The organism is Calothrix anomala FACHB-343 (assembly GCF_014696435.1).
Classification (GTDB): Bacteria; Cyanobacteriota; Cyanobacteriia; order Cyanobacteriales; family Nostocaceae; genus Aulosira; species Aulosira anomala_A.
Genome location: NZ_JACJQG010000063.1, coordinates 12,228 through 36,442 on the forward strand (window position 1 = coordinate 12,228; position 24,215 = coordinate 36,442).

Consider the following 24,215-nt stretch of genomic DNA (forward strand, 5'->3'; position numbering starts at 1 on the left):
AATTATTTGAATAGCAAGTTTGGGTTTGTGCCCTCTTGGATTAACTTAGCTGCTGTAACATGAATGCCTAATTCCTCTCCCAATTGCGCTCCTAAAGTTCCGTGAATATACAAAATACCTAAGATGACAATCCCTGCTAATAAGTAACTCCACTGCACCTGCCTGGAAGTGTCCTTGCGCCAACGGTAGCGTTGCAAACCTCGCCATACGGTCATGGACACAATAATTCCTAGCAACAAAACACCACCCAAACCATGCAAAAGCATTGTCAAACCAGGACTCAAGCCCCAAGCAGTCTTTTTATCAGCTAGTGGGTTTGCTAGCAGTAGCTCGAAAAAACCAAATGCAACGGTAAAAAATGTCACGATAGCTGCCCCTAGCAGGTTGTACCAACCAACATCAAAGAAGCCAGAACGGATGGCAGTAATACCCAAAAATTTGAAGATTGGTCTTTCGATGAGAAAAATAGCTCCGGCTATGTCAAACAAGATACCGATGATGAACAAACCCAAAGTTAGATGCACCAACTGTGGGTGCATGGGAATTTCGTAAGGTAATCCGTTCGCACCTAACCTCAATCCTAAAGAGTCAATGAATTGGGAGTTCATGGCGAAACTCGCTGCTTCATGGCTTGGACAACAGGCTCAACGTGCAAGCCGTATACCCAAAATAATTTGGTTCCTAGATATACTTGCAATAACACCAGGCAAATCAAAAACGTTGCCACACCAAGGTAAGCAGGCGGAACTTTGAGAGGGTTGCGATCGCGAATTACAAACCGCCAAGCTGTAATAGCTGCAATGATCGCCCCCAGTGACCAACCCATGACTGTGTGAAAATTAAGTGTGGGTTGGACTGCTGGATACAGTTGTGCTAGACCGGCTTCAAACTGTCCCAAAATTATGGCGACAAAAATTGCGATCGCCGCGACAAACATATTCCAGAAACCAACCTCAAACAGACGTGGACTGCGGGTGAAATAACCCACCACATCGCAAATGAATGAGAAAAACACCATTGCAATCACGAAATGGACAATAATCGTCTACGATGCTTGGCGAAAAGCAGCTTTCATTTATGAGGTGTGGGGAGAAAAAGAGCAAGGGAAAAAGCTACGTCAAAAAGCGCATGAACTTTATCAACGCTTTAATGATCGCTTTTGGATGGAAGAGGAAGGCTTTTACTGTCTTGGCTTAGATAACCACAAGCAACAAATTAAGTCTATCGCCTCAAATCCCGGTCATTTACTATGGTCTGGTATTGTACCTCAAGAGCGATCGCAAAAAGTTGTGGAGCGACTTTTTCAACCAGATATGTGGTGTGGTTGGGGTGTGCGGACTCTTTCGGCGAAAAATCAAGCTTATAACCCAATTAGTTATCAAAGAGGAAGTGTTTGGCCCCATGACAACTCTATTATTGTGGCTGGATTGAAGCGATACGGCTATCACACAGAAGCTAACTCCATTGCTGAGGGGATTTTTGCGGCTGCTAGTTATTTTCAAGCTGGGCGAATGCCGGAATTATTTGCGGGAATTGAACGCCAAGATAATAACTTTCCAGTTCCTTACCCAGATGCCAATATACCCCAAGCTTGGGCAGCCGGTTCAATTTTCTTACTTATTCGCAGCATCTTAGGAATTGAGGCTGATGCACCACAACGAAAGTTAAAGTTACAACCTGATCTACCAGAGTGCTTGCCAGACTTGGAATTAACAAATTTGAGTGTGGGAGACGCTAATATCTCATTGCGTTTTTGGCGGGAGGAAGAACAAACCCGTTGGGAAGTTACCCATATTGATGGGGAATTACAAGTTTCTGAATAGCTATATAAATTCGCCAAAAATCAACAACAAATTCAAATCTATAAACTTAACCTCGTCCATTTTGAAACCTGGAGTAGTGATGGCGCTCTAGCCCGCTACTATCAGTAGGGAGCAAGATACTCCTACTACTTTGAAAACTATAGTTTTCAAAATAGATGTGGTTTTTTAGATTAAATTTGATTTTTTGAATGTTGTACCTACACCATATTCATAGACTAACTCTCCGCCATAGTAACAGCCATAGATAATTGCATCAACTGCGATCACAGTCATGACAAGATAAATATTGCGATCGCAACTGATCAGCCAGCGATCGAGCTTTTCGCAGAGTGCAAGCAGTATCTTGTTAACAAGTGTGCTATGACTTTCCTTTTTGTATCTCCATTAGAGGGAACTATCTACGCTCTCTACAATTTATCTCTTTCTAGAGGACGATAAGAAACTATAACAATATCGATACTATAGTTTTTAAGTGCGTATGTCATCGAGACTAAAATCAACTAATTTTTTTGATTTAGTCATTAGAAAGTTAAATTTTGGTAGCAATTTCCTCACCTTATTGCATCAATAATTTATCAAATCTTGTAGTGGCTAAACTTTACAGATACTAGTACACCACAGCCTCAATAAACATTCCCTTCCCAAGAGTGCAAAAGCCGAAAATATAATTTTGACTTCACGATGGTACTAGTTTTTTGAGATGCAACCTTCATAAATTCAGGAATATTCAACATGAAAGCAGTGGTTTTTCACGGAATTGGAGATATTCGCTTAGATAACGTCCCAGAACCCAAAATTAAAGAATCCACAGATGCGATTATTCGCTTAACTTCTAGTGCAATTTGTGGCACAGATTTACACATGATTCGGGGTACATTTACAGGGATGAAACCCGGCACAATTTTAGGGCATGAAGGTGTTGGAATTATTGAAGAGATTGGTTCCAACGTGCGTAATTTTAAAGTAGGCGATCGCGTTGTCGTTCCCTCGACAATTGCCTGTGGTTACTGTTCCTACTGTCGCACAGGTTATCACGCTCAATGTGATAATGCCAATCCCCACGGACATAACGCTGGCACAGCCTTTTTCGGAGGACCAGAAGCAGCTGGCCCCTTTGATGGATTGCAGGCAGAATATGCGCGGATTCCTTACGCCAGTGCAGGGTTAGTTAAGCTACCAAAAGAAGTTACAGACGACCAAGCAATTCTGTTGTCTGACATCTTTCCTACAGCTTACTTTGGTGCTGATATTGCAGAGATCACACCGGGGGATACAGTTGCCATCTTCGGTTGTGGACCTGTTGGACAGTTTGCGATCGTTAGTGCTAGGCTATTTGGTGCAGGACGGATTATCGCCGTAGATACAATTCCCTCACGCTTAGAAATGGCGCGTGATTTGGGTGCAGAAGTCATCGATTATAATGCCGAAGATCCGATTGAGGCAATCCGCGAACTGACTGGGGGAATTGGTGTAGATAGAGCGATCGATGCAGTTGGTGTAGATGCGAATGCACCTGATAGCGGCCCAGCAGCCGCAAAAGCACGCAAAGAAGCAAAACAATTTCAGCAGCAGTTACAACAAATTGCCCCTAAAACTAATCCTCAAAATGGCAATTGGCATCCTGGTAATGCTCCTTCTCAAGTATTAGAATGGGCAGTTCAGGCATTAGCTAAAGCCGGTACACTCTCAATTATTGGAGTTTATCCACCAAGCCACAATTTCTTCCCTATTGGCATGGCGATGAACAAAAATCTGACTATAAACATGGGTAATTGTAATCACCGCAAGTATATTCCTACTTTGGTAGATTTGGTTCGCAATAGCACAGTAGACCCAACAAAAGTCTTAACTCAAATCGAACCGCTAATGTCAGTTCTTGATGCATACAAGGCATTTGACAAACGGCAACCAGGCTGGGTGAAGGTAGAATTAGTACCAGGAAAAGCTTTAGCTAAGGTTTAGAGTTTTTATCAAAACTGTGTTATAAACCGAAAATTTTACATCAGCAAGTTACCCAACTTGCTGATAGTTTTTGCTTTTGAGCATAGGAGGTTGTACTGCAAAAATTTCAGGTTTGCTTATGGAAGAATCATTACAAATTACTATTTTAATTAGTGTAACTGTTGTAGCTGGTATTGCTGCTCAAGTTCTTGCTGGTTATTTTCAAATACCTAGCATTGTTTTACTACTCCTATTTGGGATTTTTCTAGGAAGGGATGGATTAGGTGTTTTAGATCCATCTTTATTAGGGGTTGGTTTAGAAGTTTTAGTTTCGCTATCGGTAGCACTGATTTTATTTGAAGGTGGGTTAAATCTACAACTAAGAGAGTTAAAAGCAGTTTCTAGTAGTCTTCGCAATCTTGTTAGCTTAGGAGTTGGGATTACTTTTGTTGGTGCTGGAATGGCTGCACATTGGTTGAGTGAATTTCCTTGGCCAATTGCTTTTCTTTATGCTTCTCTAGTAGTTGTCACAGGCCCAACAGTTATTAATCCTCTTCTCAAACAAATTGCTGTTGATAAACAAATAGCTACACTTTTAGAAGGAGAAGGCGTTTTTATCGATCCAATTGGTGCAATTTTGTCTATGATTGTGCTGCACTTTGTCCAAAGTGGAAATGTACAGCCGCTAATTTTAATTAAGGGTCTGGTTTTGCGTTTGGGTATTGGTGGCATAATTGGTATAAGTGGCGGCTGGTTATTAGCTCAAATTTTTAAGCAAGAGAAATTTATCTTACAAGAGCTAAAAAATCTAGTTGTTTTAGCTAGTGTTTGGGGTTTATTTAGTTTGGCACAGGTTTTACAAGGTGAATCTGGCCTAGTAGTTGCTGTATTTATGGGCATAGTTTTAAGAGCTAATCACCTATCTTCAGAACCTTTACTGCGTCACTTTCATGAGCAATTGAGCATTTTATCTAATTCAGTTTTGTTCATTTTATTAGCAGCAGACTTATCAATTGCCAGTGTATTTGCTTTAGGTTGGGGTAGTGTACTGACAGTTTTAGTATTAATGTTTATAGTGCGCCCAGTTGATATTTTAATATCTACTTGGAATCAAGGTTTTGATTGGCAACAGCAGGTATTTTTATCTTGGGTTGCGCCTCGGGGAATTGTAGCTGCTTCCTTAGCTTCTTTGTTTTCAGTTTCTTTGGCAAAACAAGGTATCAATGGTGGTGATGCGATTAAAGCCTTGGTATTTTTGACAATTATGATGACAGTATTTTTGCAGGGAATAACAGCTGGTTACGTTGCTAGCTGGTTCAATGTAGGCCTAAGCAGTAAAACCGAGCAAGAGTATTTACAACCAGCTAGCGATCATATCAGTACAGAAAAATTAGAAGACAACAATATTAGTATTTCTGAATTAGTTGAATCTTAGTTTGAACTTATAGCTATGCAATCTCAAGTTCGCAGTCATTCTTATTTCTTAGCTACTCAGCCTTCTAATCCTCGCAATCCCCTATTTGTATTTCTTCCTGGTATGGATGAGATTGGAAAAGAGTTGATGTATATTCAAACAGCAGGTTTAGAGGTGGCTTTTAATGTACGTTGCTTTGTCATTCCCCCTGATGATTTAAAAGGTTGGGATGAAATGACACAACGAGTAGCTGCTTTAACTCAGCTAGAACTAGAAAAAGCACCACGTTCATCTGTTTATCTTTGTGGCGAATCATTTGGGGGTTGTTTGGCACTAAAAATTTTAGAGAAATTTCCACAACTATTTACTAGAGTTATTTTAATTAATTCTGCTTCTTCTTTTTCTCGTGTCCCTTGGTTAACTCTCGGTTCCCTTTTATTTCCTTTAACACCAAAATTCTTTTACAAATTCTCTTCTTTTATATTTTTACCTTTTCTAGCGCATTTAAATAAACTTTCATCTACTGCTAGAGAAGAACTTTTGAAATCTACCCGTTCTGCACCTCAAGCAACAGCTAATGAGCGTTTATCTCTAATGAGAAAATTTAATATTGACCAGCAAAAACTAGCTCAAATTACTCAACCTGTGTTAATAGTTGGCAGTAAATCCGATCGACTTTTACCTTCAGCAGATGAGGCTCAACGTTTAGCTAAGATTTTTCCTCATCATCAAATCAAAATTTTACCTGATAGTGGTCATGCCTGTTTGCTAGAAGACGATGTTAATCTCTATGAACTTTTGCTTGCTGAAAAATTTACGATGTAATTTAGCTTGACAAGTATGAAGAAGTCACAGTTAAGAAATTTTAGTACAGTGTCAACGATAATTAATAAATATTTGCATCTATACAATAGCGGTAAAAATCCCACTTCAAGCAAGTATTGTAAGTGGAAAAAAATTAGTAATCTTCTAGGTAAGAAAGCTGTTTGTATACAATTAGCTTTGGGTAGTTTAGGCATTAGTTTATTACCTACACCCACTATTCATCCGGCTTTAGGTGCAGAAAGCATAACTTTTTCTTATAGTCTTTTAGAACAGTCTATTCCCATTAAATCACTTGATACCTATGCTAAAACAGGTAAAATAGATGAAGATTTAGCTACCTATGCAAATTCTATAAATAAAAAGCAACTAACTCAATTACGAAAAGTATTAGTAACTCCAATTTCTTTAAATGCCACAGAAATTTCCCAGTTTCTTTACACACCAATTGGTGAGCGACTGTTAACCAATTTAGGAAAAATTATTCAGACAGAATCTCATTTATCTGGATTCTATGCAATTCGCGCCGCACTGATTTTAGCAGCAGCCACAGAGCCAAAAGGTTTTACTCTTTTAGATGTATTAGAAAGATTTCCTGCTCCATCAATTTCTATTAATTTGGCAAGGAGTTTAGAAATTGTTGATACATTACAAGATTTAGTCAATCAAACTCAAGCAGCAGTAGCATTCATTAACCAACAATCTCAACAACAAGCAACAACTGTCTCTGCGTTGAATGTTGCACCATTAATCAACCTCAGACAACCAGGAAGTTTTACTTGGCAAAAGCAAACTATCACACTCAATGATGTATCACGTAACCGAACTTTTCCTGCTGATATTTACTTACCAATGACAGAAACACCTTCTCCGGTGATTGTAATTTCCCACGGATTAGGTTCTGACAGAAATAGTTTTGCGTATTTAGCTGAACATCTTGCTTCTTATGGTTTTGTAGTTGCTGTTCCTGAACATCCTGGTAGTAATTCTCAGCAGTTACAAGCATTATTGTCAGGTACAGCAGATAGAGTTACTAACCCTAGAGAATTTATCGATCGACCTTTAGATGTGAAATATCTATTAGATGAAGTCTCTCGGTTATCACAATCTAACCCAACATTTAGGGGACATTTAAATTTAGACCAGATTGGTGTAGTTGGGCAATCATACGGTGGCTATACAGCTTTAGCATTAGCGGGAGCTAAAATTAATTTCACAAAACTAGAAAAAGACTGCCCAGCTTCTGAAGATACGCTCAATATTTCAATATTATTTCAGTGCTTGGCTGTACGTTTACCACAGAATCAATATAATTTATCCGATCCTAGAGTGAAGGCGATTATTGCCATTAATCCTGTTGATAGCCAAATTTTTGGGCAAGCTAGTCTCAGTCAAATTAAAATTCCAGTGATGATTGTTTCTGGTAGTAATGATACCGTAGCTCCAGCTTTACCAGAACAAATTAAACCATTTACTTGGTTGACTACTCCCAGTAAATATTTAGTATTAATTAATGGTGGCACTCACTTTTCGACTATCGTAGAATCATCAAATGCAGTTGTGCCAGTTCCTACACAAGTAATCGGTTCGAGACCAGAATTAGCTCGTAGTTATGTTAAAGCTTTAAGCGTTCCTTTCTTTAAAACTTATGTAGCCCAACAACCAAGCTATATTTCTTATCTCAGTGCAGATTATACCAATACTATTAGTCAGCAACCGCTACTTTTAAGTTTAGTTAAATCTTTGAATCCTGAGCAATTACAACAAGCTTTTAAATAGTTTAATTGCTGGGGTTAATGAAGGCAGATACAAAGTGCCTACTCTAAATATTAAGTCTCTAGATGAATCCTCAAGCTAATCCAGTTTCATTTTAAAAGTAATACAAATAAACTAGCAAAATTCAATCTTAAATTTGAATAAAATCACACAAAATTTATTTCAATATCGCCAGAGTATTTAAACCCAGAGACTGAGGAAAAAGTCAGGGAAGATTATTAATCTGGAACGTAAGGGTAGAATTTGCAATGATTATGAATCTCACAAATCGCCAACAGCCGATTTATGTATTCCAGGTAACTCTGGAAATCTCACTTATTTGGACTACTTTGGGTTCATTATTGTTAATAATAGCAGCCGCAGGTGCGAGTTGGTATTACGCGAGTATTCACGGAGAAACACTGATTTTCAATGTAGAAAGTTCTGAAGGTGGAGTTTGGCGCGGAATTATCCCCTTTATCTTTTTATTTGGGATTACTTTTGGTACTATCATTGTTCATGAATTTGTTCATGGAATTGCGTTTGCTGTCTTTGGTGGTTCGCCACGCTATGGATTGAAATTTAAATATTTATTACCTCTAGCTTATGCAACTTCACCTGGCAATTTTTTCCGCCGCAATAATTTTCTTGTCATTGGTCTAGCACCATTAGTAGTCATTGATATTTTATGTTTGTTACTATTAGCAATTTTTCCCCAAGCACCTTGGTTAATTTGGGTAATTGCAATCAATACAGGCGGTGCAATTGGCGATATCTGGATGGCGGTGCAATTGCTACGTTGTCCGCAGTCAATTCGAGTTGAAGATAGGGAAGAAGGGATGGCTATTTATGCTCCTCTTCATGTAACTCGTCGAGAACTTCCGTTTGGTAGAACTGATAAAAGTAGACCTCGTTCAGTAGCAACATCTTTATTGAATCTTACTTTAATGGCTTTGTGTCTATTATTGATATCTACTTTTTTGCTGATACCGCTGTTGAAAATATTAGCAGTACCTTCATTTATTATTGGTAATAATTATTTTTGGATTTTACGTTGGGAAAATACCGCAGCAGGATTTAATCTGGGTTTTAACTGGATCTCAATTTTAGTAATGGTTTTGAGTTTAGTTTTTATCGGCTTCTTGGTTAAGTTTCTTCAAGGTCGTATTCAATAATACTTAATATTAAAATTTTTAATTATTACAGTTGTTATATATCACACACATCAATTGCAAGGAAATAAATTATGATTACTGGCACTGAACAAATTGGGATTCTCAAAACCAATAATCCAAATAACCAGAATTTGCAAATTAATATCCGTTCTGTCCCTTCGTTGAGCAACAATGTGAAACTCACCAAACCAGCTGGTACTCGTGTGACTATTCTGGAGAAAAGTCAGCCTGCTGGTGATAGATATTCGTGGTATCGTATCCGGTATGCAGAGGGTAATAATGATATCGGTTGGGTACGTGAAGATGTAATTAATGTTGTACCAAATCCCAATCCATCACCATCAGATACGCGGCTGTTTTTTGAAACCCAAAGCCGACAAGTACGTGTTTATGGTAGGGAACAGCCTTATATGAATATTTACGTTAAAACAACTGATAGCACGGATTTACTGCGTGTGGCTGCGGTGCGAATTCCTAAAAGTGATGATTACCAACCTTGGATTAGCTATATATCAATCAAAGGTACAACTGTTTATCAAGTAAGATTTATTCCTGTAACTCAAACTCGATCAGGTCAAGCAGAATTGATAATTGGTGAAAGCAGTAGTGGTCGAATTTATTTGCAGGAAAAAGGCTTTGGGATTCAGGGTTACGAATATAACCAATTATAAAAAACTTTGAAGTCAAAAAAAAGCGATCGCAGTATTGCGATCGCTTTTCTCACTGCTAAAAATTATACCTCTTCCCTATTTATTGTGCCTATCACTCTTATCTACAACTGGAAGGCCTTCACTATCCACATCTAACTCTTCGCGCCTAACTGTATCACTAGCCTCAACTGTATCTGTATCTACAACCTTATTCACTCTAACTTCCTCACGCAAAACAGCTTCTTTGGAAATATCAGGCGTTTCTTCGTAAATTTCCATGCGAGCGAATTCACTATCTTGGAAGGCGTGTTCAGGATTGCTTGGTGTTGTCTCTGTGGGATTAACACGCTCAATTACTACACGCTCTTTTTCTACGGGAACTGCTACACGAGCCTTTTGCGTTTCTACGTGTTTACCAATTTTTACTTCCCCGGCTTTACGGCGTTGTTTGTTGGCTATTAACCTTTCTTCGTAAAGTTTTAGGCTTTGTTTATCTTGGTTATCAATGTTGTAAAGTGAAGGTTCTTGGTCGTAGTTGTAATTGTTGCGATCGTACTTGGCAGGTTGTTTTACATCAGAATTAGTCACAGAACCTCGATACACGCCGCGAACTCTCTCTTCATAGTCGTAATCAACCTTTTCTAATTCATCAAAATTAGGCAGATTTTCTACTTGCTCCCTGGTTAAGCCTTTGGCATAAATGTGCTTTTCAGTGTAATGGATGTCAGCTAGTCCGACAGGTAACAGGACTTTTTTACCAAAAAACCAGAAACCTGTATCTACCACAAAATAGCGGAAGTTACCTGTATGCTCATCAACTAAAATATCTGATAATGAGCCTACTTTTTCATTACGGTTAGCATAAACATCAAATTTTTTGATGTCATCTAATTCAAAGGAATCTTCTCGGTAGTTGGGATAAAAATCTTCAAGCTTTACGAGTGCCATATTATTTGCCTCAGAGTTCAACATTTTGATAGATAAGTATTGTAGGCAGTACCTACTTAAACCTGTATAGGCTGTTTATTTAAAAGTTCAATAAAAACCTTAAACCATCAATTCTGATTAATATTTTTCAGATGATTATGAAAAGTTTTATCGGAGATGACCTCCGATAAAAGCTGTGGGGACAATCTTCAACAAAAATCTAGACCAAATCTCACAATTGTGATGTGATTTTTATAGTTTTCTAGTTTAGAAGCGGAAAGTGGAAAACTGGTGGAGAAAGGAATTTAATTTTTGATTCCTAATGCTGAACATATAAGTTTACAGTCTTTATAATCCATTTTCTCAACTTTGAATATACCAAGAGGTAGAAAAAAATCGAGATAATGGAGGTTAAGCTTAGAGATAAAAAGCTTCTTAGTAATTAGGAGAATTATTGTGTCTGACTGTATTAGTAAATCATCATTAACTACAACTTCACTCTTTTTAGGGCTAATAGCTTTAACCTGTGTCGTAGAGCCTTTAATTTTTGCCAATCCGCAAGCAGCCGTTGCTCAAAACGCAGAAACTTACTTTCCCGATACCAAAGATCATTGGGCACAACCATTTATTAAAAGGCTAGCAGAACGCAGCATTGTCACCGGATATCCAGATGGTACTTATAGACCCAATGAGTCTGTCGATCGCGATGAATTTGCGGCAATTATTCGTCAAGCTTTCAACCAAAATCAAGAGCGAAAAATAGCCAGTGGTAGTGTTTATAAAGATGTTCCTAATGGCTATTGGGCCGCGCCAGCGATTGAAGAAGCTTATGAAATGGGATTTATGCATGGTTTTCCGGGAGGATATTTTCGCCCTAGACAGCCAGTTTCCCGGGTGGAAGCGTTAGTTGCTTTGGCGCAAAACTTAAATTTGACCACAGCAGTCGCAACTCAACCTAATAACCCTCAAACTACTAGGAGACAGTTGTTATTTCCCATAGGAATGACTAATTTAATGCAGCCACTGATGACTGCTCAAGCTGTATATAAAACTGCTGCTGCTTCTTCCCCACCAGTTCCGGCTTCTACTTTAGTTAGTAACTATTATACAGATGCTCAAAAGATTCCTCAGTATGCAGTTGATGAAGTAGCCGAAGCAACGAAAGCAGGTATAGTTGTCAATCATCCCGATCCTAAAGTTCTCAATCCTACTAAACCAGCTACTCGTGGCGCGATCGCAGCTTTTATCTATCAAGCATTGGTTAATCAAGGAAGACTTGAACCATTACCTAGCAATATACAGGCTGCTAACTATATTGTTCGTCCCAGTGAATTGAGCAGTAATAATCCCCAAGAGGCTAACAATTAAAAAGCTAACAAAAGAATTGCATAGCTGATTGTACCGACAGCAAAAGCCCAAAATCGACTTTCTCGTTCTTCTGGTAGTTCTTCTTTGAGTACATTCAGTACAATACCTCCAGCTAAAAAGGCGAAGAGAACTGCAATGGCTGCTTGATGAATTGCTGTAACAGTACCAATTACCCAACCAACAACGATCGCTGCTGCTAATAACCATCTTCCTAAGCGATCGTAAACTTGTTTGTGATTTTCGCGCAAACCATTATCATTAACTACAAAATGCAGCGCCATTGCGAAAGAAAAGAACAACAAACTCTTGATACCTGATTCTTCTCGGTGTACTAATAGGTAGCCAATTAAGGCGTTATAAATAGCAAAAGCAGCGATGTGTATCCAAAAAACCTCTGAGGAAGTTACATCCCCCTTACCTGTTTTTTGATTACGTTGACGTGACTTTTTAGCAAATCGCTCTAAGCCATAAAATACTGCTAAACCGACAAGTGCTACCAAATAAACATGATGTTCTAAAAAAGCCAACCCAGTATCTAAACTATTTTGAAGAGTTTCTTGAGCTTGACTTAGTTCTGGCAAAATATGGACAAAAACATAAGCGACAGATACCCCACTACCAAAAGACAGCCAGCGACTACGAGGCGTGTAGTGGAGGAATCGTAGTTTACCGGAAAATAAATGTACGATAGCTAGGGCGATCGCACATATTGCTGTGTACATCTTGATTCTTAAACCAAAGCAGGAATGACTTTCTCACCAAAAACTTCAATAAATTGTTGTTGTTCCCGATTAACGTTGTGCAGAATCAATTCATCAAACCCTAATTCCATATCTTTGTGCAACCATTCAATATGTTGTTGAGGATCTGGGGAAATGCGAACGTGCTCATATAACTCTTGGGGTTGAACAAATTCCCCAGCTGCATCAAACTGTTGAGGAGTTATAAGTTCTGTCATCAAGATATTTTTAAAGATGTTATTGCGCCATTGCTGATGTGCTTTTTGGATTGCGGTTTCTGGATTGCGATCGTAGGAAAGCTGCACTTTTAAAATCATTGGCTTACCTTCACCTCCGCCTCTACGGAAAGCATCGACAACTTTTTTTAACTTCTCTGGTGGTCGGGAAATGGTAATCAATCCATCTGCCCAACTGCCCAGCCACTCTGCGGTTTCAACGGTAATAGCAGCGCCAATAATTAACGGTATTGTTTGAGGACGGGTATAAAGCTTTGCTGATTCCACCGAGATTAAACCGTGATGAGTGACAGTTTCTCCCGCCCAAAGTGCGCGAATCACATCGACACATTCTTTGAGGCGAGCATTGCGATCGCGCTTACAAGGCCAGTGTTCTCCTGTAATATGTTCGTTAAGCGCTTGACCACTGCCGACAGTCAGCCAAAAGCGGTTGGGAAACATTTCTGCCAAAGTTGCCGCAGCTTGGGCAATGATAGCAGGATGATACCGTTGTCCGGGCGCACAGACAACCCGATAGCAAAGCATTGGAGTTGCTTGCATGGCTGCACCCAACCAAGACCAAGCGAAACCACTTTGTCCTTGGTCTTCGCTCCAAGGGTGAAAATGATCGGAAGATAAAGCATGGGTAAAGCCTGCTTGTTGAGCCATTTGCACATATTCCAACAATTCGCTCGGCTTGAATTGTTCGTGAGAAGCGTGATATCCAATTTTTGCCATAAGGGTAAACTTGATAATTTGAATTAGTTAACGTAAATTTATATCTTTAGTAAGATTTCGATAGCGAGCCTCGATTATGGAATACATACCATAAGCAATCAAACCCAAAGCCACCACACCTAAGATCCAGGGGTCAAAAGGTTGCATTGCTAAAGCTGACAATGCACCACCTAATCCTCTAGCTTGAGTACCATCTAATTGAATAGCTGCTAACATCATAAAAATGCCGATGATCGCAAAAACAATGCCACGGGCAGCAATTCCAAATCTACCTAGACGTACTGCCCAAATTTGCTCATTTCGGCTCATTTGATTAAGTTTGAAATGGTGACGAAATTTGGCTTTATATGCTTGATAAAGGAAAGCAATCCCAACAATAATTACTGTTAAACCTAAAAGTAAGACTAACCATCTGCCAAAAGGTTGATTCAAAAAATATATTGTCCAATCTTCGACGGAATCGCTATCGCCGCTACTTAAACCAATAATTAGTTTGATAGATGTTACAGCCAAACTCAAGTAAGCGATGGCGCTAAAAGCATAGCCTAAACGCTTGGCAATTCGTTGAGCATTGATTTTTTCACCAGAATGTTCGGGGTCGAGAATAGTTTGCACAAACCGCCAAAATGCATAACCAATCAACCCAATAGTAACGATAATGAGGAGAAATCTACCGAAAGGCTGAGTAACAATTGCCTCCAACGCACCACTAGTATTTGTAGTTTCGCCACCAGTACCAAATGCTGCCTGTGCTGCTAGTAAACCCACGATAAAATAAACTAAACCTTTTGCCCCATAGCCTAATCTTGCTAATCGTTCAACCCAAAGATAAGCAGCTACTTGTCTAACTGGCTGTTTAATGTTTTCCGGTACTGGATCGTGTAGTGCCATATTGTTATTCAGCAGGACTTACGCAGGTGTCACAATTAAATAACCATTCGTAGGGTGGGCATTGCCCACCATATCAGAGTTTCGTAAGGCATAGCCCTACCTACAAGATGAAATTCTGTGCCAGTTGCGTAAGTCCTATTCAGGTTGAGTTCAGACTAAATATTTTGAGTCTTTCAAAATTGATTCTGTTAATAATATGGAGATTAGGGTAATTTTTTTTCATCTTTCTTAGTAAATAAATATGTAATTGTGCTAGTTTAATTATCTATAAATTTCTACTCGCCAACACTTAATTGCTGTAGAGAAATTTGTTTGCAGATACTTTCTACTGCCAATGTGAGAGAATGCATCAGTTCAGAATTTTCGCTGTAATCTACAGGTGCAAGGTTTGCAACTCGTTGACTTTGGGTAATGCTTAACTCCCGTCCCCATTCTTCGGGAGTGCTGTCTTTATATAATGCGATCGCTGTACCCTGTTCTTGATGCATTAAGGAAAAGCAAGGAATATCTGACTCACCATCACCAACATAAATTACCTGTGTCAGTGGTATGTGCAGTTCCTCTGGCGGTACATCACGGTAAACAAACATTTGACCATCATCTTGATGACCCTCAATTCCCTTTGCTAATTGAAATATATAGCGAGTTTTTTCTGTGTGGGTAACTATTTTTTTCACAAATTCAATTCCGCCATGTTCGCCATAGAAAAATTCACAACCCCATATTGCTTTGAAATATGGAGAAATACAGTTATGACGAGCAATTTCTACCATCCCAGAAGTAATTAAGTAAAATTCTACTTCTACCTTTGGGTTGATTTTATGGGCAGAGTGACGCAAACGATCAAACATTTGATTTACGCCATCAAACGGAGCTAAATTTTGCCCAAATTTGGCAAGATATTCCTGCGTTATTTTATTTCCTTGTCGCTTTGATTCGGAAATTAAGGCGTAAAATCTAGCCAAAATTTTATCCCAACCTTCGTTAATGAAAGGGCGAATTTTATTTTTCCGAAACTCCAGCGAATCAATATCTAAACTAGATAACAAAGCATCAACAGTATCCGGTACAAGAGTATCGTCGAAGTCGAAAACTACAGCGATGCGATTAGATAGGGGTTTGGTGGAAAGAGTCATAATTAAAGCTTCAATAAAATGAAGAACACTAATCAACAAAAGCAACTTGATAGTTGCGGTTTTCCCAGTTTTGTGAATCAGTCCAGAAAAAGGTGAAATCAATACAGGATGGCTGCTGGGAAGCAATAGTAATATCGACAAATTCAATATCAATTGATGTGGCTGTAGATTGAGTATTTTGGATTGTCTGCCAGTTATCATTTGACCAATGCAAGCAAAATCGAGCTAATGCTTGAATTCGCATTGTATATCCCTGCTTAATTGTGCGGATTTGACGGTTAAATTTCCAAATTTCTAGAAATTGAGTTGGTTTTTTATGTTCCGAATAACGGTTTGCTACTTCTGGAATCCAACCAAACACCTTGCCATCCTGCACAGAACGCAGTAGTTTGATATATTCTGCGTGCGCCCATGCTAGAGGCATTGCTGAACCTGTAGATCGTCCACAATATAGATGAGAGTCTGGACAATCTGGTTCATCCCAAATTTGCTCTGGTAACATTCCCGTATCTGACGCAAAGGCTTCCATCGCTTGGATGAAAGGTTGGACATCATGTCCGGCAGCTAGTTCGTATTGTCCTCGTTCTGCTGTTAATAGCGGCCATGCACGACCTTTGCCATAAGTCAAGAAAGGGCCGCCATCTGGGCGTTGTCCATAGCTGTCGTGATTGTAACGATGCCAGCAAGCACCCAAAGGCGTGTCTACCTTCAGTATTTTATCTACAACTTGAAGCGAATCGACAATCAAGCGATCGCTTGGCTGACGAATACCATAGCGAACTAATTCCAAAAACCCTGCATCAACAATTTCTTTGGCGGGAAATTGCCACTGGCTACCAGGAGGACGATTAGCAATAGCCAGCATTTTCTGATTTGGGTCTTCATTTGGCTGGGGGTTGTGAATATCCACCGGATTAATGCGGATATAATGTCGTTTAATCTCCGGAACCAAAGTTCCCTCGGTTGTTACTGTCCAGGCTTCTAAATGACTTTCTAAAAAATCGGCGTAATCTTCAATAAACCTAGCCGTGTCTTCATCTCCTCGCTCGCGAGCATAAGTAGCCGCACAAATAAGAGCTGCAATATTTGATGCCAGAGTTGAAGGCGAATAACCGCTTGCTTCCTCCCAACGTTCCTGCTGTGTAGCGGGGCCATGATGAATTAAGTACTTAGTTGCTCGCATCACCATCTCATAGGGATCGAATTGGCGTAAGGCGTTGTGTCGATAAAGTTGCCACGCCAACAGCATCGGAAATGCTACTTCATCTAGTTGCACCCCTGTCCAATATGGTTCGCCATTTATCCAAAAGTTCTGGGCAAATCCCCCATCTGCTTGTTGGCTAGCAGCTAAGTAAATCAAGGCTTCTAAAGCAGTTGCCCTATGTCCGGCGGCCAGCAATGCTGTAACGCTGTTTACCATGTCGCGCGGCCAAACTAAATGATAGCCTCCTTGCTGTTCGTCACCGTGTACTTCACCCCAAGGAATTGACAGCGAAGCTATCATTGCACCAGGGTAAATTTTATCTTCATGGGCAAGTAACAGACTAAAGCTACTACAGTAAAGATTCCCACCATCACCACAGACTTGTTCTAATGGCAGACGGTCTTGACAAACACTATTCCACTGATTGATGTAGAATGCTTTCTTCTCTGCAAAAGGAATATCTAAAGACAGTAAAAGAGTTGTGACTGCATCATGGAGACGACTGGCAAATGCCAAGCCTAAGGTAAATTTATGGTGCTTTTTTGGGTCAATTTCAGATGTAATAGCAATATTTCCGCCTTGAGCTTGCTGAAACTCCCAATCCATCTGCAAGTTATCTGCTAAGTCTGTCCACCCATCACTTTCACTGACATAGCCACATGAAAGACGAGTAAAAGGAACTGTGGCTGCCATTGCCAACCATTTATCATCTTGATAAGCAGTTAAAATTTTTACTCCCGCAACATCTACCACTTGGGCGCTATCGTTCCCACCACCCACACCCAAATGAGGCGAACAAATTGCATAAAGCCGGAGTTTTTCTAATGTTTGCGGATTTCCCGTAAGATGTGTATGTTGCAGAATACATGAATCTTGTGGATCGGCAATAATTTCTTTAGTGATGGTGTAGCGTCCTTCAGGGTCGGAGTTGACGATTCGATATCCTAAGACATGGGGGGAAATACGTTCAGTTGTGGTGTAAAGATGGCGTTGTTCTTGATGTAAAAAGCTAGAGCCATCAGTAATTAAATACTGCAAATCTCGGATTTGGGGACGGTCAATGGTGGGATAATAAACTTCGTTGAGAATGCCGTTGGAGAGGGTAAACCAAACACGACTAGAGATAGCCTTGGCTGTTCCTACCCCATCTTTGTTACCTTGAGTCCAACGAGGTTCAATTCCCGGTTTTCCAAAAGCTGTGCTTTGAGTTTGCTGTTGTGTCATGATAACCTAGCCAAAATAGACAGAAAGAAGGGCGAATAATGCAAAGCCTCCTACAAAAAAAAGAGTTTCTAGGTAAGTTTCTTTTTCCTTCTCAGCTGCTTCGGGAACCATATTTTCTACAACCACTGTAGTCAGTATCCCAGCAGTGAATGCTAGCAGAGTAAATTTCACAATTGCAGCTTGCCCTCTGACAGCCCAGTAACCAATGGTTATACCTAAAAAAGCAGGTAAGCAGAAGGAAGCAGAGATAATTTGGCGCTGGCGGCGGGAAACGTTTTGATCTTTGAAGGTGGCTAGGGTGACTAAACCTCCGGGGATATTAGCCATAATTTGTCCCAATGCCAAAATCAACCCCAATCCGAAAGAAATTGTTGAGCCAGTACCTACCATTAGTCCGTCGCTGAACAAATCAACTGCAACACCAAAAAAGATTAACCAGGATGCAGCATTGCGGCGATGTCCGCCAATACGTCTTTGTATCCATTTAATTAACTGGCGTGTGATGACAAAAAAGCCACCACCCATGACGAAAGCGAGAATAACTAACCAAGGAGGTTCAGCTTGCAGAATTTGCGGCATTAACTCCACACCGACAACTGCTAAAGCAATACCAGCCGCCAGATGCAGTGCCAAACTTAAGTTTTGTTGAGAAGAGGGGAGAAACTCTGCTAACCGCCCTCCTAAGTAGCTGCCAATGGCGGGTAGAGTAGACAAAGCCAGAGCAATTAAATAGTTTTGCATGGAATTACTTTTAAAACTGCTGTTTTAACTTCAACCTCCACTAGATCCCATCACTCCCAGCAGTTGTAAAAGATAGATAACTGCAAATACACCAAAAAAGATGCCCGCGATCGCAGTTCCAGCAAATATAATTAACGATCGCAGCTGTCACAACAATGATAATTATTGTCCACAGTTGCACAGTGCCGCCACTCACCAAAATTAATGCTGTAGCGGCGGCTCCAGCAAGACCAGCAACGGTAGAAATTGCTACCACTATCTGCGGTAGTAAAATCAGCCAGACTGCCCAGTTTTTGGGGCCGGGAAGTTGTTTAAAGCCTTCTAGAATGGTTGTGCCGGTACAAACTGAAAAGCGTCCCACTTCACCATTAATAAACCATTTGAGAATCACCGCCGCCAGTAGCGCCCATAACAGGGTGTAACCATAAAGTGCAGCAATTCTCGGCGTAAATAGTAATTCACCCGAACCCGCCGCCGAAAGCATCCATAAAAAACTCGGGCCTAACCACTTCAGGTTTTCCCAACCTTGGGGTGAATCGGGGATATTTACGGTGTTTTGTGGCTGTTGTCTATTATGTGTTTGTGCGGAGATATTGCGTTGGCGCAGCCCGTCGGAGACATCGCTTTCATTATTCATGTTTTGCCATCTTCATATACACCTGTATCGATTAGTGATGCTCAATTTGCCTGGAATTAGGGGAAATTAAGCCTGTTAAAAAGGGCCAGGTAGAGGTGCTGCATTAGTGCGATCGCGTAATGCTTGCCAAGTTAGCGCACCTACTCTACCATCACCCACTAATCTTTGCGATCGCTGAAATGCTGCTACTGCTCTAGCGGTTCTCAGACCATAAATACCGTCAATAGCTCCTTGATAAAATCCTAAATTTTGTAGAACAGCTTGCACATCTCTTACAGGCTGCCCGCGAGATCCAACCCTAAGAAAGGGAGCATTGACGGGATTGTATTTTGAAAGCCTACCGACAATTGAGCCATTACTATTTACTTGTGCTTGAGCAGGTGCAAAATTGAATGGTAGCATCCCGATAAATAATGCAGAAATCAAGCCCAATGGGAGAGTTTTTGAGCTAATCAATTGAGGATTCACAAACTTATATCCCTCCAGGATGAACTACAATCAACAGATTGTTTCATATTGTTTTTCCATTTAAATTCTTTCTGTCTCTCATGTTTTCTTCATAGCTTCTGAAGTGGGGATCGGTTAGTTCATAAAAGTAAGGCTCCATTGTGTAATTGTAGGGAGCAGGAGCGCCAATCATGCCGAACATACCCGGCATTGCTAAAGGTACTATAGGGCGATAAACGCCTCTAACTTGCTCTTCGTAATCCTGATCAATTGCTAAACCTTCGCTAAATTCCGGGAGATTTTCTACTTGCTCTTTAGTTAACCCAGATACAAATAAATGTTGCTTCTCATAGTTCAAACGAGCTAAACCAACAGGAAGCAACACTTTTTTACCAAAAACCCAGAAGCCTGTATCAATGATGAAATACCGGAACCGACCGTCATCTTCATCAATTAGAATGTTTTCAACTGAACCAACTTTTTCATCATCGGCGTAAACAACAAAATTCTTGATGTCATTACCACCAAAAATTTCTTGAGCATAGTTATGGTTGTATTCATCAAGTTTGTACAAAGCCATGTTTTTGACTCCAATAAAATATATATAAATTGATTAATAATTAACTTAATGGTTGAATTTTTTCTCGATATATAGAATTATTTAAACCACCACTCAAATTAGTTTGTTGACTAGCAAGTTCTCTTCTCAAGGCGGCAATACGGTCAGTTGTTGCTGGGTGGGTACTCAAAAATGTTGGCAGAGTTGGCTGATTGAGTAGCTTTTGCATAAACGCAATCATGGCAGACTGAGCATAACCCGCGCGTCCTAAAGTTCTTAATCCCCTTTGATCGGCTTCAAATTCGTCTTGGCGACTATTGGGACGTTGTAGTGCCAAATCCACACCAATCTGAACGGCGGTACTGCGATCTAACCCAGTTGCACTAGCCAAACCACGAGCGATCGCTGTTTGTCGCATCTGTTCTATTGCATGGCGACTAGCAATATGACCAATTTCGTGAGCGATAACGCTGGCTAATTGCGCTTCATTATCTGCGGCTTCCAACAATCCAGTTGTGACATAAACATAGCCTCCCATTGTGGCAAAGGCATTGATGCTGTTATCTTTAACTATCTGAAATGTATAGGGAATATTAGGACGAGTACTATTTGCTGCTAACCATTGACCAATTTGATTAACGTAATTATTCACATTTGAATCGCGGTAAAGTTGTATTTCATTGTTAACTAACTGCTGATTAATTTCCTTACCTAACTGAACTTCTTCGGAATCGGAAATATTAGATAACTGATAGATTTGGACTCCTTGACGCAAGAGATCAAGCAACGAAATTGCCTCGCTTTTTTGGGGTGAAGCTACACCAACACTAACCGCCACTACACCTGAAAGTAACAAATACGAACAGCGACGATAGAAATTAAAAGAAATGGAAGATAAAGAATTTGACATAAGCTTATTTCAGCAAATTAATTAAGATATTGATTATTGGCGAAAATTCCTTGCCAGCGAATCCGTCGCAGTTTAATTATTCGTTGGTTGAAAGATGCATCTTTGAGAGTATCCCTACACCATGACAAACTGAGAATTCCTAAGAAGGGTATATAGTTTCCGCAATTAAAACAGGTTGATTAGCGTACTCAGCATCTAACTTTCTTTTCGTATCAAGACTCCAAGTAAAGTTGTAGTCTCGCTCAATTTCAGCAGCAACAAACCGACGCACTTCACCGATTGCTGATACTGTCTGACCTTGATTTATTGCTACTTGCGGTGGTGCTGTTAATAATACTAGTAAATTTTGCCCACCAAACAATTGATTTTCATCTAATGTTAATAAAATCCCACTGCGGATATTTGCTACTTCTCCTGTGACTGTTACTTTACGACCATAATATTGTTCAGGATTCTGGGTGATTTGGCTAGGTTGGGATGATAAGGTCAGATATTGAGCAATAATTGCAGGTTTATTGATGTAATCTGTGTAATATTCATCCTCTATATTGAGATTAAATTCTCGCTCAATCTTGGGAATCACCAAATTACGAACCTGACCTGTAATTTGAACTTCTAGATTTTGGTCAACTGGTAAATCGAAAGGTAGACTGGAAGCATTGATAACTACAATAGGTTCGCCATCAAACAATTGTTGATCGCTGACGGTAAAGGAGCGTAGACCAACTTTTTGAATTGTTCTGCTTTTAATTGTCACCGATTTACCAATAAATTCGTTTTTCTTGTTAACAATCTCTGATGTATTAGTGAAAGTAGTCTCTGAATTAAAAATACTACCTCCTCTCACTAGCAAAGCCAAGCCTAGCAGGAAAATCAAAACAGATGCATGACCAAGCCATTCTAATAAACTTCGACGTTGGTTACTATCGGTGTTTTGATTCTGGTTGGTCTTGAGGATGTTCATGGTAAAAATGTTTGCTTTATAGACAATTATTCCAGTTGTGATAGCTGTGAAAATTCTGATTTTGGAACACATTCAATACATCTTTTGAAGTAGAGCGGTGTCATTAAAGATAGCTGGTGAGCTATTGCGGAATTGCTGAAGGATAAACTTCATTTGCAACTAACACAGGTCTATTACTGTATTCTGCTTCCAGTTGCTTCTGCAAAGTTAAATCCCAGTTCAAATCATAATCACGTTCTAGTTCAGCGACAACAAACGGACGCAATACACCCGTAACTGCAACTTTTTCGCCTTGATTCACAGTTCCTTTGGGAGTACCAGCGCGGATTACTAATAAGTCTTGTCCACCAAATAACTTGTCTTCATCTAAGGTGAACGAATTAGCATTTCTGATATTTTCTACTTCACCTGTTACCGCCAGGGTTTTACCATAGTATAACTTGGGATTTGTGGTAATTTCACCTGGTTTAGGAGCCAGTGCAATTGATTGAGCAATAATCGCAGCTTGGCTCTCGTATTCTTTATACAGGTTTGGATCTAAACCCAAGTTGTAATTGCGATTAATATCTGTAATTACAAACTTGTTAACCTGACCTGTCACCTGAATTGGTACATTTGGATCGCTAGGTAGAGTAAAAGGTTTACCAGATGCATTGACAACTATGATTGGTTCAGTACCAAAAAATTGCTTATCGCTAATTGTAAATGTTGAAGGGCCTAATGTTCTAATAGGTGTACTTCTCACCGTGACAGTTTTACCAATTAGTTGACTTGTATTATCAGTAACTTCTTCTGTAGTCACGTTGGTTTCTGGTGCTGCGGCCTCTTGATCTAAGTTATTGCTACAAGCTCCAAGCAAGGTAGTAGAGAGTGCTAAAGCAATAGTTCCTTGGGAACTCCACTTAGTTGCAAAAAAGTTAACCATTTCTAAATCTCCATGAAAGTTAACTACAATATCAGGCTCATGTGATGAATGATTATTCAGAAATACTCATGTTATTACTGAAGTTATCGTGGTGATTTATCAAAGGAACCTGACGCTTTTGGTAATCTCCAAATTAGTGAGGAATATTCCATTAATTCAAAAAGACTTGACCATCTCTTTGAATTCTTAAGACACCTTGGTCATTATTAAAATTAGTCGTTTCATCTAAGGAGACTGCAAGTGTTCCTTGTGAAGTAGACATAGGCATAACTTTTAGTAGTCCACCATCTTGACGTACCAAAGTAATACTGACAGGTGTTGGTAAGTCTTGGAGAACAAACTCTTGTCCACCTGCAAGATACCGAGGTTCTGTATAACCAATGGCTTGAAAAGAAATACCAGCATTAGTGTTATTTTTCAATTTCACATTCACTGTACCTGCTGTTGGCGTAATAGTTGCGTAGACACGAAGTGGCTTGTCGCCAGACATCGCACTTTGGCGATTTTCTGGAATCGGTGGTTGTATAGGTCTGACACCTGGACGAATAGGAACCACTATAATAGTTGGTTGACCTAATGTTTGTCTTTGCTGTTGCATTCTTAAAGTTGCAGCATTCGGCGGACATCCAGCGGGAACCATCACGCGATCGCGGTGTGGTACTTCATAAAATATACTCGGACAAGGGTTAATTTTAGAGTTTTGTTGTTGTGCTACTGCTGATGGAGTTATGCTAGAAAAACTAATTAATAAACTCCCAAAAGCTGTGCCTGCCAATCCAATTTTCTGCCAATTAAAATGATTTAATTTGTACATAAATACCTCCTGAACATTTGATTAATTAGTTTATTTTGGTGAATTATCATATTTGTAGCTAGAATCAACTGTTAACTATGATTTGTCCAAGAATCTCAATATTCAATTCAACATCTAAATTCAGATAAGATTGAGCTGCTCAACCAATAGAGGAGACATGAAAACAGACTGTATTTTGAGACTAAATCTAAATAG

23 protein-coding genes and 1 pseudogene are annotated in these 24,215 nt (G+C 39.7%); 8 read left to right on the plus strand and 16 right to left on the minus strand.

Annotated elements, in window-relative coordinates:
- Positions 1–2: 2 nt before the first annotated feature.
- Together H6G08_RS27955 and H6G08_RS27960 are read right to left on the minus strand one after the other, a co-directional pair.
- Positions 3–608: a DUF2231 domain-containing protein gene (locus H6G08_RS27955; protein WP_190549031.1), complete on the minus strand. Its 606-nt coding sequence runs from the start codon at positions 606–608 to the stop codon at positions 3–5.
- Complete coding sequence (locus H6G08_RS27960; RefSeq protein ID WP_313943013.1) at positions 605–1,042, minus strand: DUF2231 domain-containing protein; 438 nt, start codon at positions 1,040–1,042, stop codon at positions 605–607. The genes H6G08_RS27955 and H6G08_RS27960 overlap by 4 nt, the downstream gene beginning before the upstream one ends.
- Between H6G08_RS27960 and H6G08_RS27965 the strand changes: the two genes are divergently transcribed.
- The 7 genes and pseudogenes from H6G08_RS27965 to H6G08_RS27995 all read left to right on the plus strand — a co-directional run bounded on the left by H6G08_RS27965 (position 999) and on the right by H6G08_RS27995 (position 9,601).
- On the plus strand, positions 999–1,823 hold the full coding sequence (locus H6G08_RS27965; protein WP_242046306.1) for an amylo-alpha-1,6-glucosidase: 825 nt from the start codon (positions 999–1,001) through the stop codon (positions 1,821–1,823). The genes H6G08_RS27960 and H6G08_RS27965 overlap by 44 nt on opposite strands.
- Positions 1,824–2,555: 732 nt before the next feature.
- Positions 2,556–3,785 (plus strand): zinc-dependent alcohol dehydrogenase, encoded by a 1,230-nt coding sequence (locus tag H6G08_RS27970; protein WP_190549035.1) that lies wholly within the window; start codon positions 2,556–2,558, stop codon positions 3,783–3,785.
- A 118-nt stretch (positions 3,786–3,903) separates the two neighbouring features.
- Positions 3,904–5,088: pseudogene (locus H6G08_RS27975) on the plus strand (cation:proton antiporter); the annotation flags it as partial.
- A 126-nt stretch (positions 5,089–5,214) separates the two neighbouring features.
- Entirely contained in the window at positions 5,215–6,003 is a 789-nt protein-coding gene (locus tag H6G08_RS27980) for an alpha/beta fold hydrolase (protein WP_190549039.1), read from the plus strand.
- 15 nt (positions 6,004–6,018) lie between these two features.
- Entirely contained in the window at positions 6,019–7,779 is a 1,761-nt protein-coding gene (locus H6G08_RS27985) for an alpha/beta hydrolase (RefSeq protein WP_190549041.1), read from the plus strand.
- A gap of 245 nt (positions 7,780–8,024) precedes the next feature.
- On the plus strand, positions 8,025–8,930 hold the full coding sequence (locus H6G08_RS27990; RefSeq protein ID WP_242046307.1) for a DUF3267 domain-containing protein: 906 nt from the start codon (positions 8,025–8,027) through the stop codon (positions 8,928–8,930).
- Between the two features lie 71 nt (positions 8,931–9,001).
- Positions 9,002–9,601 (plus strand): SH3 domain-containing protein, encoded by a 600-nt coding sequence (locus tag H6G08_RS27995; RefSeq protein WP_190549044.1) that lies wholly within the window; start codon positions 9,002–9,004, stop codon positions 9,599–9,601.
- 75 nt (positions 9,602–9,676) lie between these two features.
- Here H6G08_RS27995 and H6G08_RS28000 read toward each other — a convergent pair whose 3' ends face one another.
- Positions 9,677–10,528, minus strand: a complete 852-nt coding sequence (locus tag H6G08_RS28000; RefSeq protein ID WP_190549046.1) for a DUF2382 domain-containing protein — start codon at positions 10,526–10,528, stop codon at positions 9,677–9,679.
- Between the two features lie 435 nt (positions 10,529–10,963).
- Here H6G08_RS28000 and H6G08_RS28005 point away from each other — a divergent pair, with 435 nt between their 5' ends.
- Positions 10,964–11,875 carry an S-layer homology domain-containing protein gene (locus H6G08_RS28005; RefSeq protein WP_313942987.1) on the plus strand — a complete coding sequence of 304 codons (912 nt, stop codon included), beginning with the start codon at positions 10,964–10,966 and terminating at the stop codon, positions 11,873–11,875.
- Here H6G08_RS28005 and H6G08_RS28010 read toward each other — a convergent pair.
- The 13 genes from H6G08_RS28010 to H6G08_RS28070 all read right to left on the minus strand — a co-directional run bounded on the left by H6G08_RS28010 (position 11,872) and on the right by H6G08_RS28070 (position 24,020).
- On the minus strand, positions 11,872–12,597 hold the full coding sequence (locus H6G08_RS28010; protein WP_190549048.1) for a ZIP family transporter: 726 nt from the start codon (positions 12,595–12,597) through the stop codon (positions 11,872–11,874). The genes H6G08_RS28005 and H6G08_RS28010 overlap by 4 nt on opposite strands.
- Before the next feature lie 8 nt (positions 12,598–12,605).
- On the minus strand, positions 12,606–13,568 hold the full coding sequence (locus H6G08_RS28015; protein ID WP_190549050.1) for a TIGR03885 family FMN-dependent LLM class oxidoreductase: 963 nt from the start codon (positions 13,566–13,568) through the stop codon (positions 12,606–12,608).
- Between the two features lie 27 nt (positions 13,569–13,595).
- On the minus strand, positions 13,596–14,459 hold the full coding sequence (locus tag H6G08_RS28020) for a DUF1206 domain-containing protein (protein ID WP_190549052.1): 864 nt from the start codon (positions 14,457–14,459) through the stop codon (positions 13,596–13,598).
- 275 nt (positions 14,460–14,734) lie between these two features.
- Positions 14,735–15,595, minus strand: a complete 861-nt coding sequence (locus tag H6G08_RS28025) for an HAD family hydrolase (RefSeq protein ID WP_190549054.1) — start codon at positions 15,593–15,595, stop codon at positions 14,735–14,737.
- 28 nt (positions 15,596–15,623) lie between these two features.
- Complete coding sequence (locus tag H6G08_RS28030; RefSeq protein WP_190549056.1) at positions 15,624–18,023, minus strand: glycoside hydrolase family 15 protein; 2,400 nt, start codon at positions 18,021–18,023, stop codon at positions 15,624–15,626.
- Between the two features lie 6 nt (positions 18,024–18,029).
- Entirely contained in the window at positions 18,030–18,764 is a 735-nt protein-coding gene (locus H6G08_RS28035; protein WP_190549058.1) for a ZIP family metal transporter, read from the minus strand.
- Positions 18,765–18,804: 40 nt separating this feature from the next.
- Complete coding sequence (locus H6G08_RS28040) at positions 18,805–19,401, minus strand: Nramp family divalent metal transporter (RefSeq protein ID WP_242046308.1); 597 nt, start codon at positions 19,399–19,401, stop codon at positions 18,805–18,807.
- Between the two features lie 75 nt (positions 19,402–19,476).
- A complete protein-coding gene (locus H6G08_RS28045; protein WP_190549060.1) occupies positions 19,477–19,869 on the minus strand; it encodes a peptidoglycan-binding domain-containing protein in 393 nt (130 codons plus the stop codon).
- Positions 19,870–19,912: 43 nt separating this feature from the next.
- Positions 19,913–20,428, minus strand: a complete 516-nt coding sequence (locus H6G08_RS28050; RefSeq protein WP_190549062.1) for a PRC-barrel domain-containing protein — start codon at positions 20,426–20,428, stop codon at positions 19,913–19,915.
- Between the two features lie 40 nt (positions 20,429–20,468).
- Complete coding sequence (locus tag H6G08_RS28055) at positions 20,469–21,317, minus strand: M48 family metallopeptidase (protein WP_190549064.1); 849 nt, start codon at positions 21,315–21,317, stop codon at positions 20,469–20,471.
- Between the two features lie 139 nt (positions 21,318–21,456).
- Complete coding sequence (locus tag H6G08_RS28060; protein ID WP_190549066.1) at positions 21,457–22,281, minus strand: hypothetical protein; 825 nt, start codon at positions 22,279–22,281, stop codon at positions 21,457–21,459.
- Between the two features lie 121 nt (positions 22,282–22,402).
- Complete coding sequence (locus tag H6G08_RS28065; protein ID WP_190549068.1) at positions 22,403–23,206, minus strand: hypothetical protein; 804 nt, start codon at positions 23,204–23,206, stop codon at positions 22,403–22,405.
- 151 nt (positions 23,207–23,357) lie between these two features.
- The gene (locus tag H6G08_RS28070) at positions 23,358–24,020 is read right to left on the minus strand and encodes a hypothetical protein (protein WP_190549071.1); all 663 of its coding nucleotides are present in this window, start codon (positions 24,018–24,020) and stop codon (positions 23,358–23,360) included.
- Between the last annotated feature and the right edge of the window lie 195 nt (positions 24,021–24,215).

What these genes read in the sequence shown, in the direction of transcription:
- H6G08_RS27955 (WP_190549031.1), bottom strand. Translation starts at nt 608, where the DNA reads ATGAACTCCCAATTCATTGACTCTTTAGGATTGAGGTTAGGTGCGAAC.
- H6G08_RS27965 (WP_242046306.1), top strand. Translation starts at nt 999, where the DNA reads ATGAATGAGAAAAACACCATTGCAATCACGAAATGGACAATAATCGTC.
- H6G08_RS27970 (WP_190549035.1), top strand. Translation starts at nt 2,556, where the DNA reads ATGAAAGCAGTGGTTTTTCACGGAATTGGAGATATTCGCTTAGATAAC.
- H6G08_RS27980 (WP_190549039.1), top strand. Translation starts at nt 5,215, where the DNA reads ATGCAATCTCAAGTTCGCAGTCATTCTTATTTCTTAGCTACTCAGCCT.
- H6G08_RS27985 (WP_190549041.1), top strand. Translation starts at nt 6,019, where the DNA reads ATGAAGAAGTCACAGTTAAGAAATTTTAGTACAGTGTCAACGATAATT.
- H6G08_RS27990 (WP_242046307.1), top strand. Translation starts at nt 8,025, where the DNA reads ATGATTATGAATCTCACAAATCGCCAACAGCCGATTTATGTATTCCAG.
- H6G08_RS27995 (WP_190549044.1), top strand. Translation starts at nt 9,002, where the DNA reads ATGATTACTGGCACTGAACAAATTGGGATTCTCAAAACCAATAATCCA.
- H6G08_RS28000 (WP_190549046.1), bottom strand. Translation starts at nt 10,528, where the DNA reads ATGGCACTCGTAAAGCTTGAAGATTTTTATCCCAACTACCGAGAAGAT.
- H6G08_RS28010 (WP_190549048.1), bottom strand. Translation starts at nt 12,597, where the DNA reads ATGTACACAGCAATATGTGCGATCGCCCTAGCTATCGTACATTTATTT.
- H6G08_RS28015 (WP_190549050.1), bottom strand. Translation starts at nt 13,568, where the DNA reads ATGGCAAAAATTGGATATCACGCTTCTCACGAACAATTCAAGCCGAGC.
- H6G08_RS28020 (WP_190549052.1), bottom strand. Translation starts at nt 14,459, where the DNA reads ATGGCACTACACGATCCAGTACCGGAAAACATTAAACAGCCAGTTAGA.
- H6G08_RS28025 (WP_190549054.1), bottom strand. Translation starts at nt 15,595, where the DNA reads ATGACTCTTTCCACCAAACCCCTATCTAATCGCATCGCTGTAGTTTTC.
- H6G08_RS28030 (WP_190549056.1), bottom strand. Translation starts at nt 18,023, where the DNA reads ATGACACAACAGCAAACTCAAAGCACAGCTTTTGGAAAACCGGGAATT.
- H6G08_RS28035 (WP_190549058.1), bottom strand. Translation starts at nt 18,764, where the DNA reads ATGCAAAACTATTTAATTGCTCTGGCTTTGTCTACTCTACCCGCCATT.
- H6G08_RS28040 (WP_242046308.1), bottom strand. Translation starts at nt 19,401, where the DNA reads ATGAATAATGAAAGCGATGTCTCCGACGGGCTGCGCCAACGCAATATC.
- H6G08_RS28050 (WP_190549062.1), bottom strand. Translation starts at nt 20,428, where the DNA reads ATGGCTTTGTACAAACTTGATGAATACAACCATAACTATGCTCAAGAA.
- H6G08_RS28055 (WP_190549064.1), bottom strand. Translation starts at nt 21,317, where the DNA reads ATGTCAAATTCTTTATCTTCCATTTCTTTTAATTTCTATCGTCGCTGT.
- H6G08_RS28060 (WP_190549066.1), bottom strand. Translation starts at nt 22,281, where the DNA reads ATGAACATCCTCAAGACCAACCAGAATCAAAACACCGATAGTAACCAA.
- H6G08_RS28065 (WP_190549068.1), bottom strand. Translation starts at nt 23,206, where the DNA reads ATGGTTAACTTTTTTGCAACTAAGTGGAGTTCCCAAGGAACTATTGCT.
- H6G08_RS28070 (WP_190549071.1), bottom strand. Translation starts at nt 24,020, where the DNA reads ATGTACAAATTAAATCATTTTAATTGGCAGAAAATTGGATTGGCAGGC.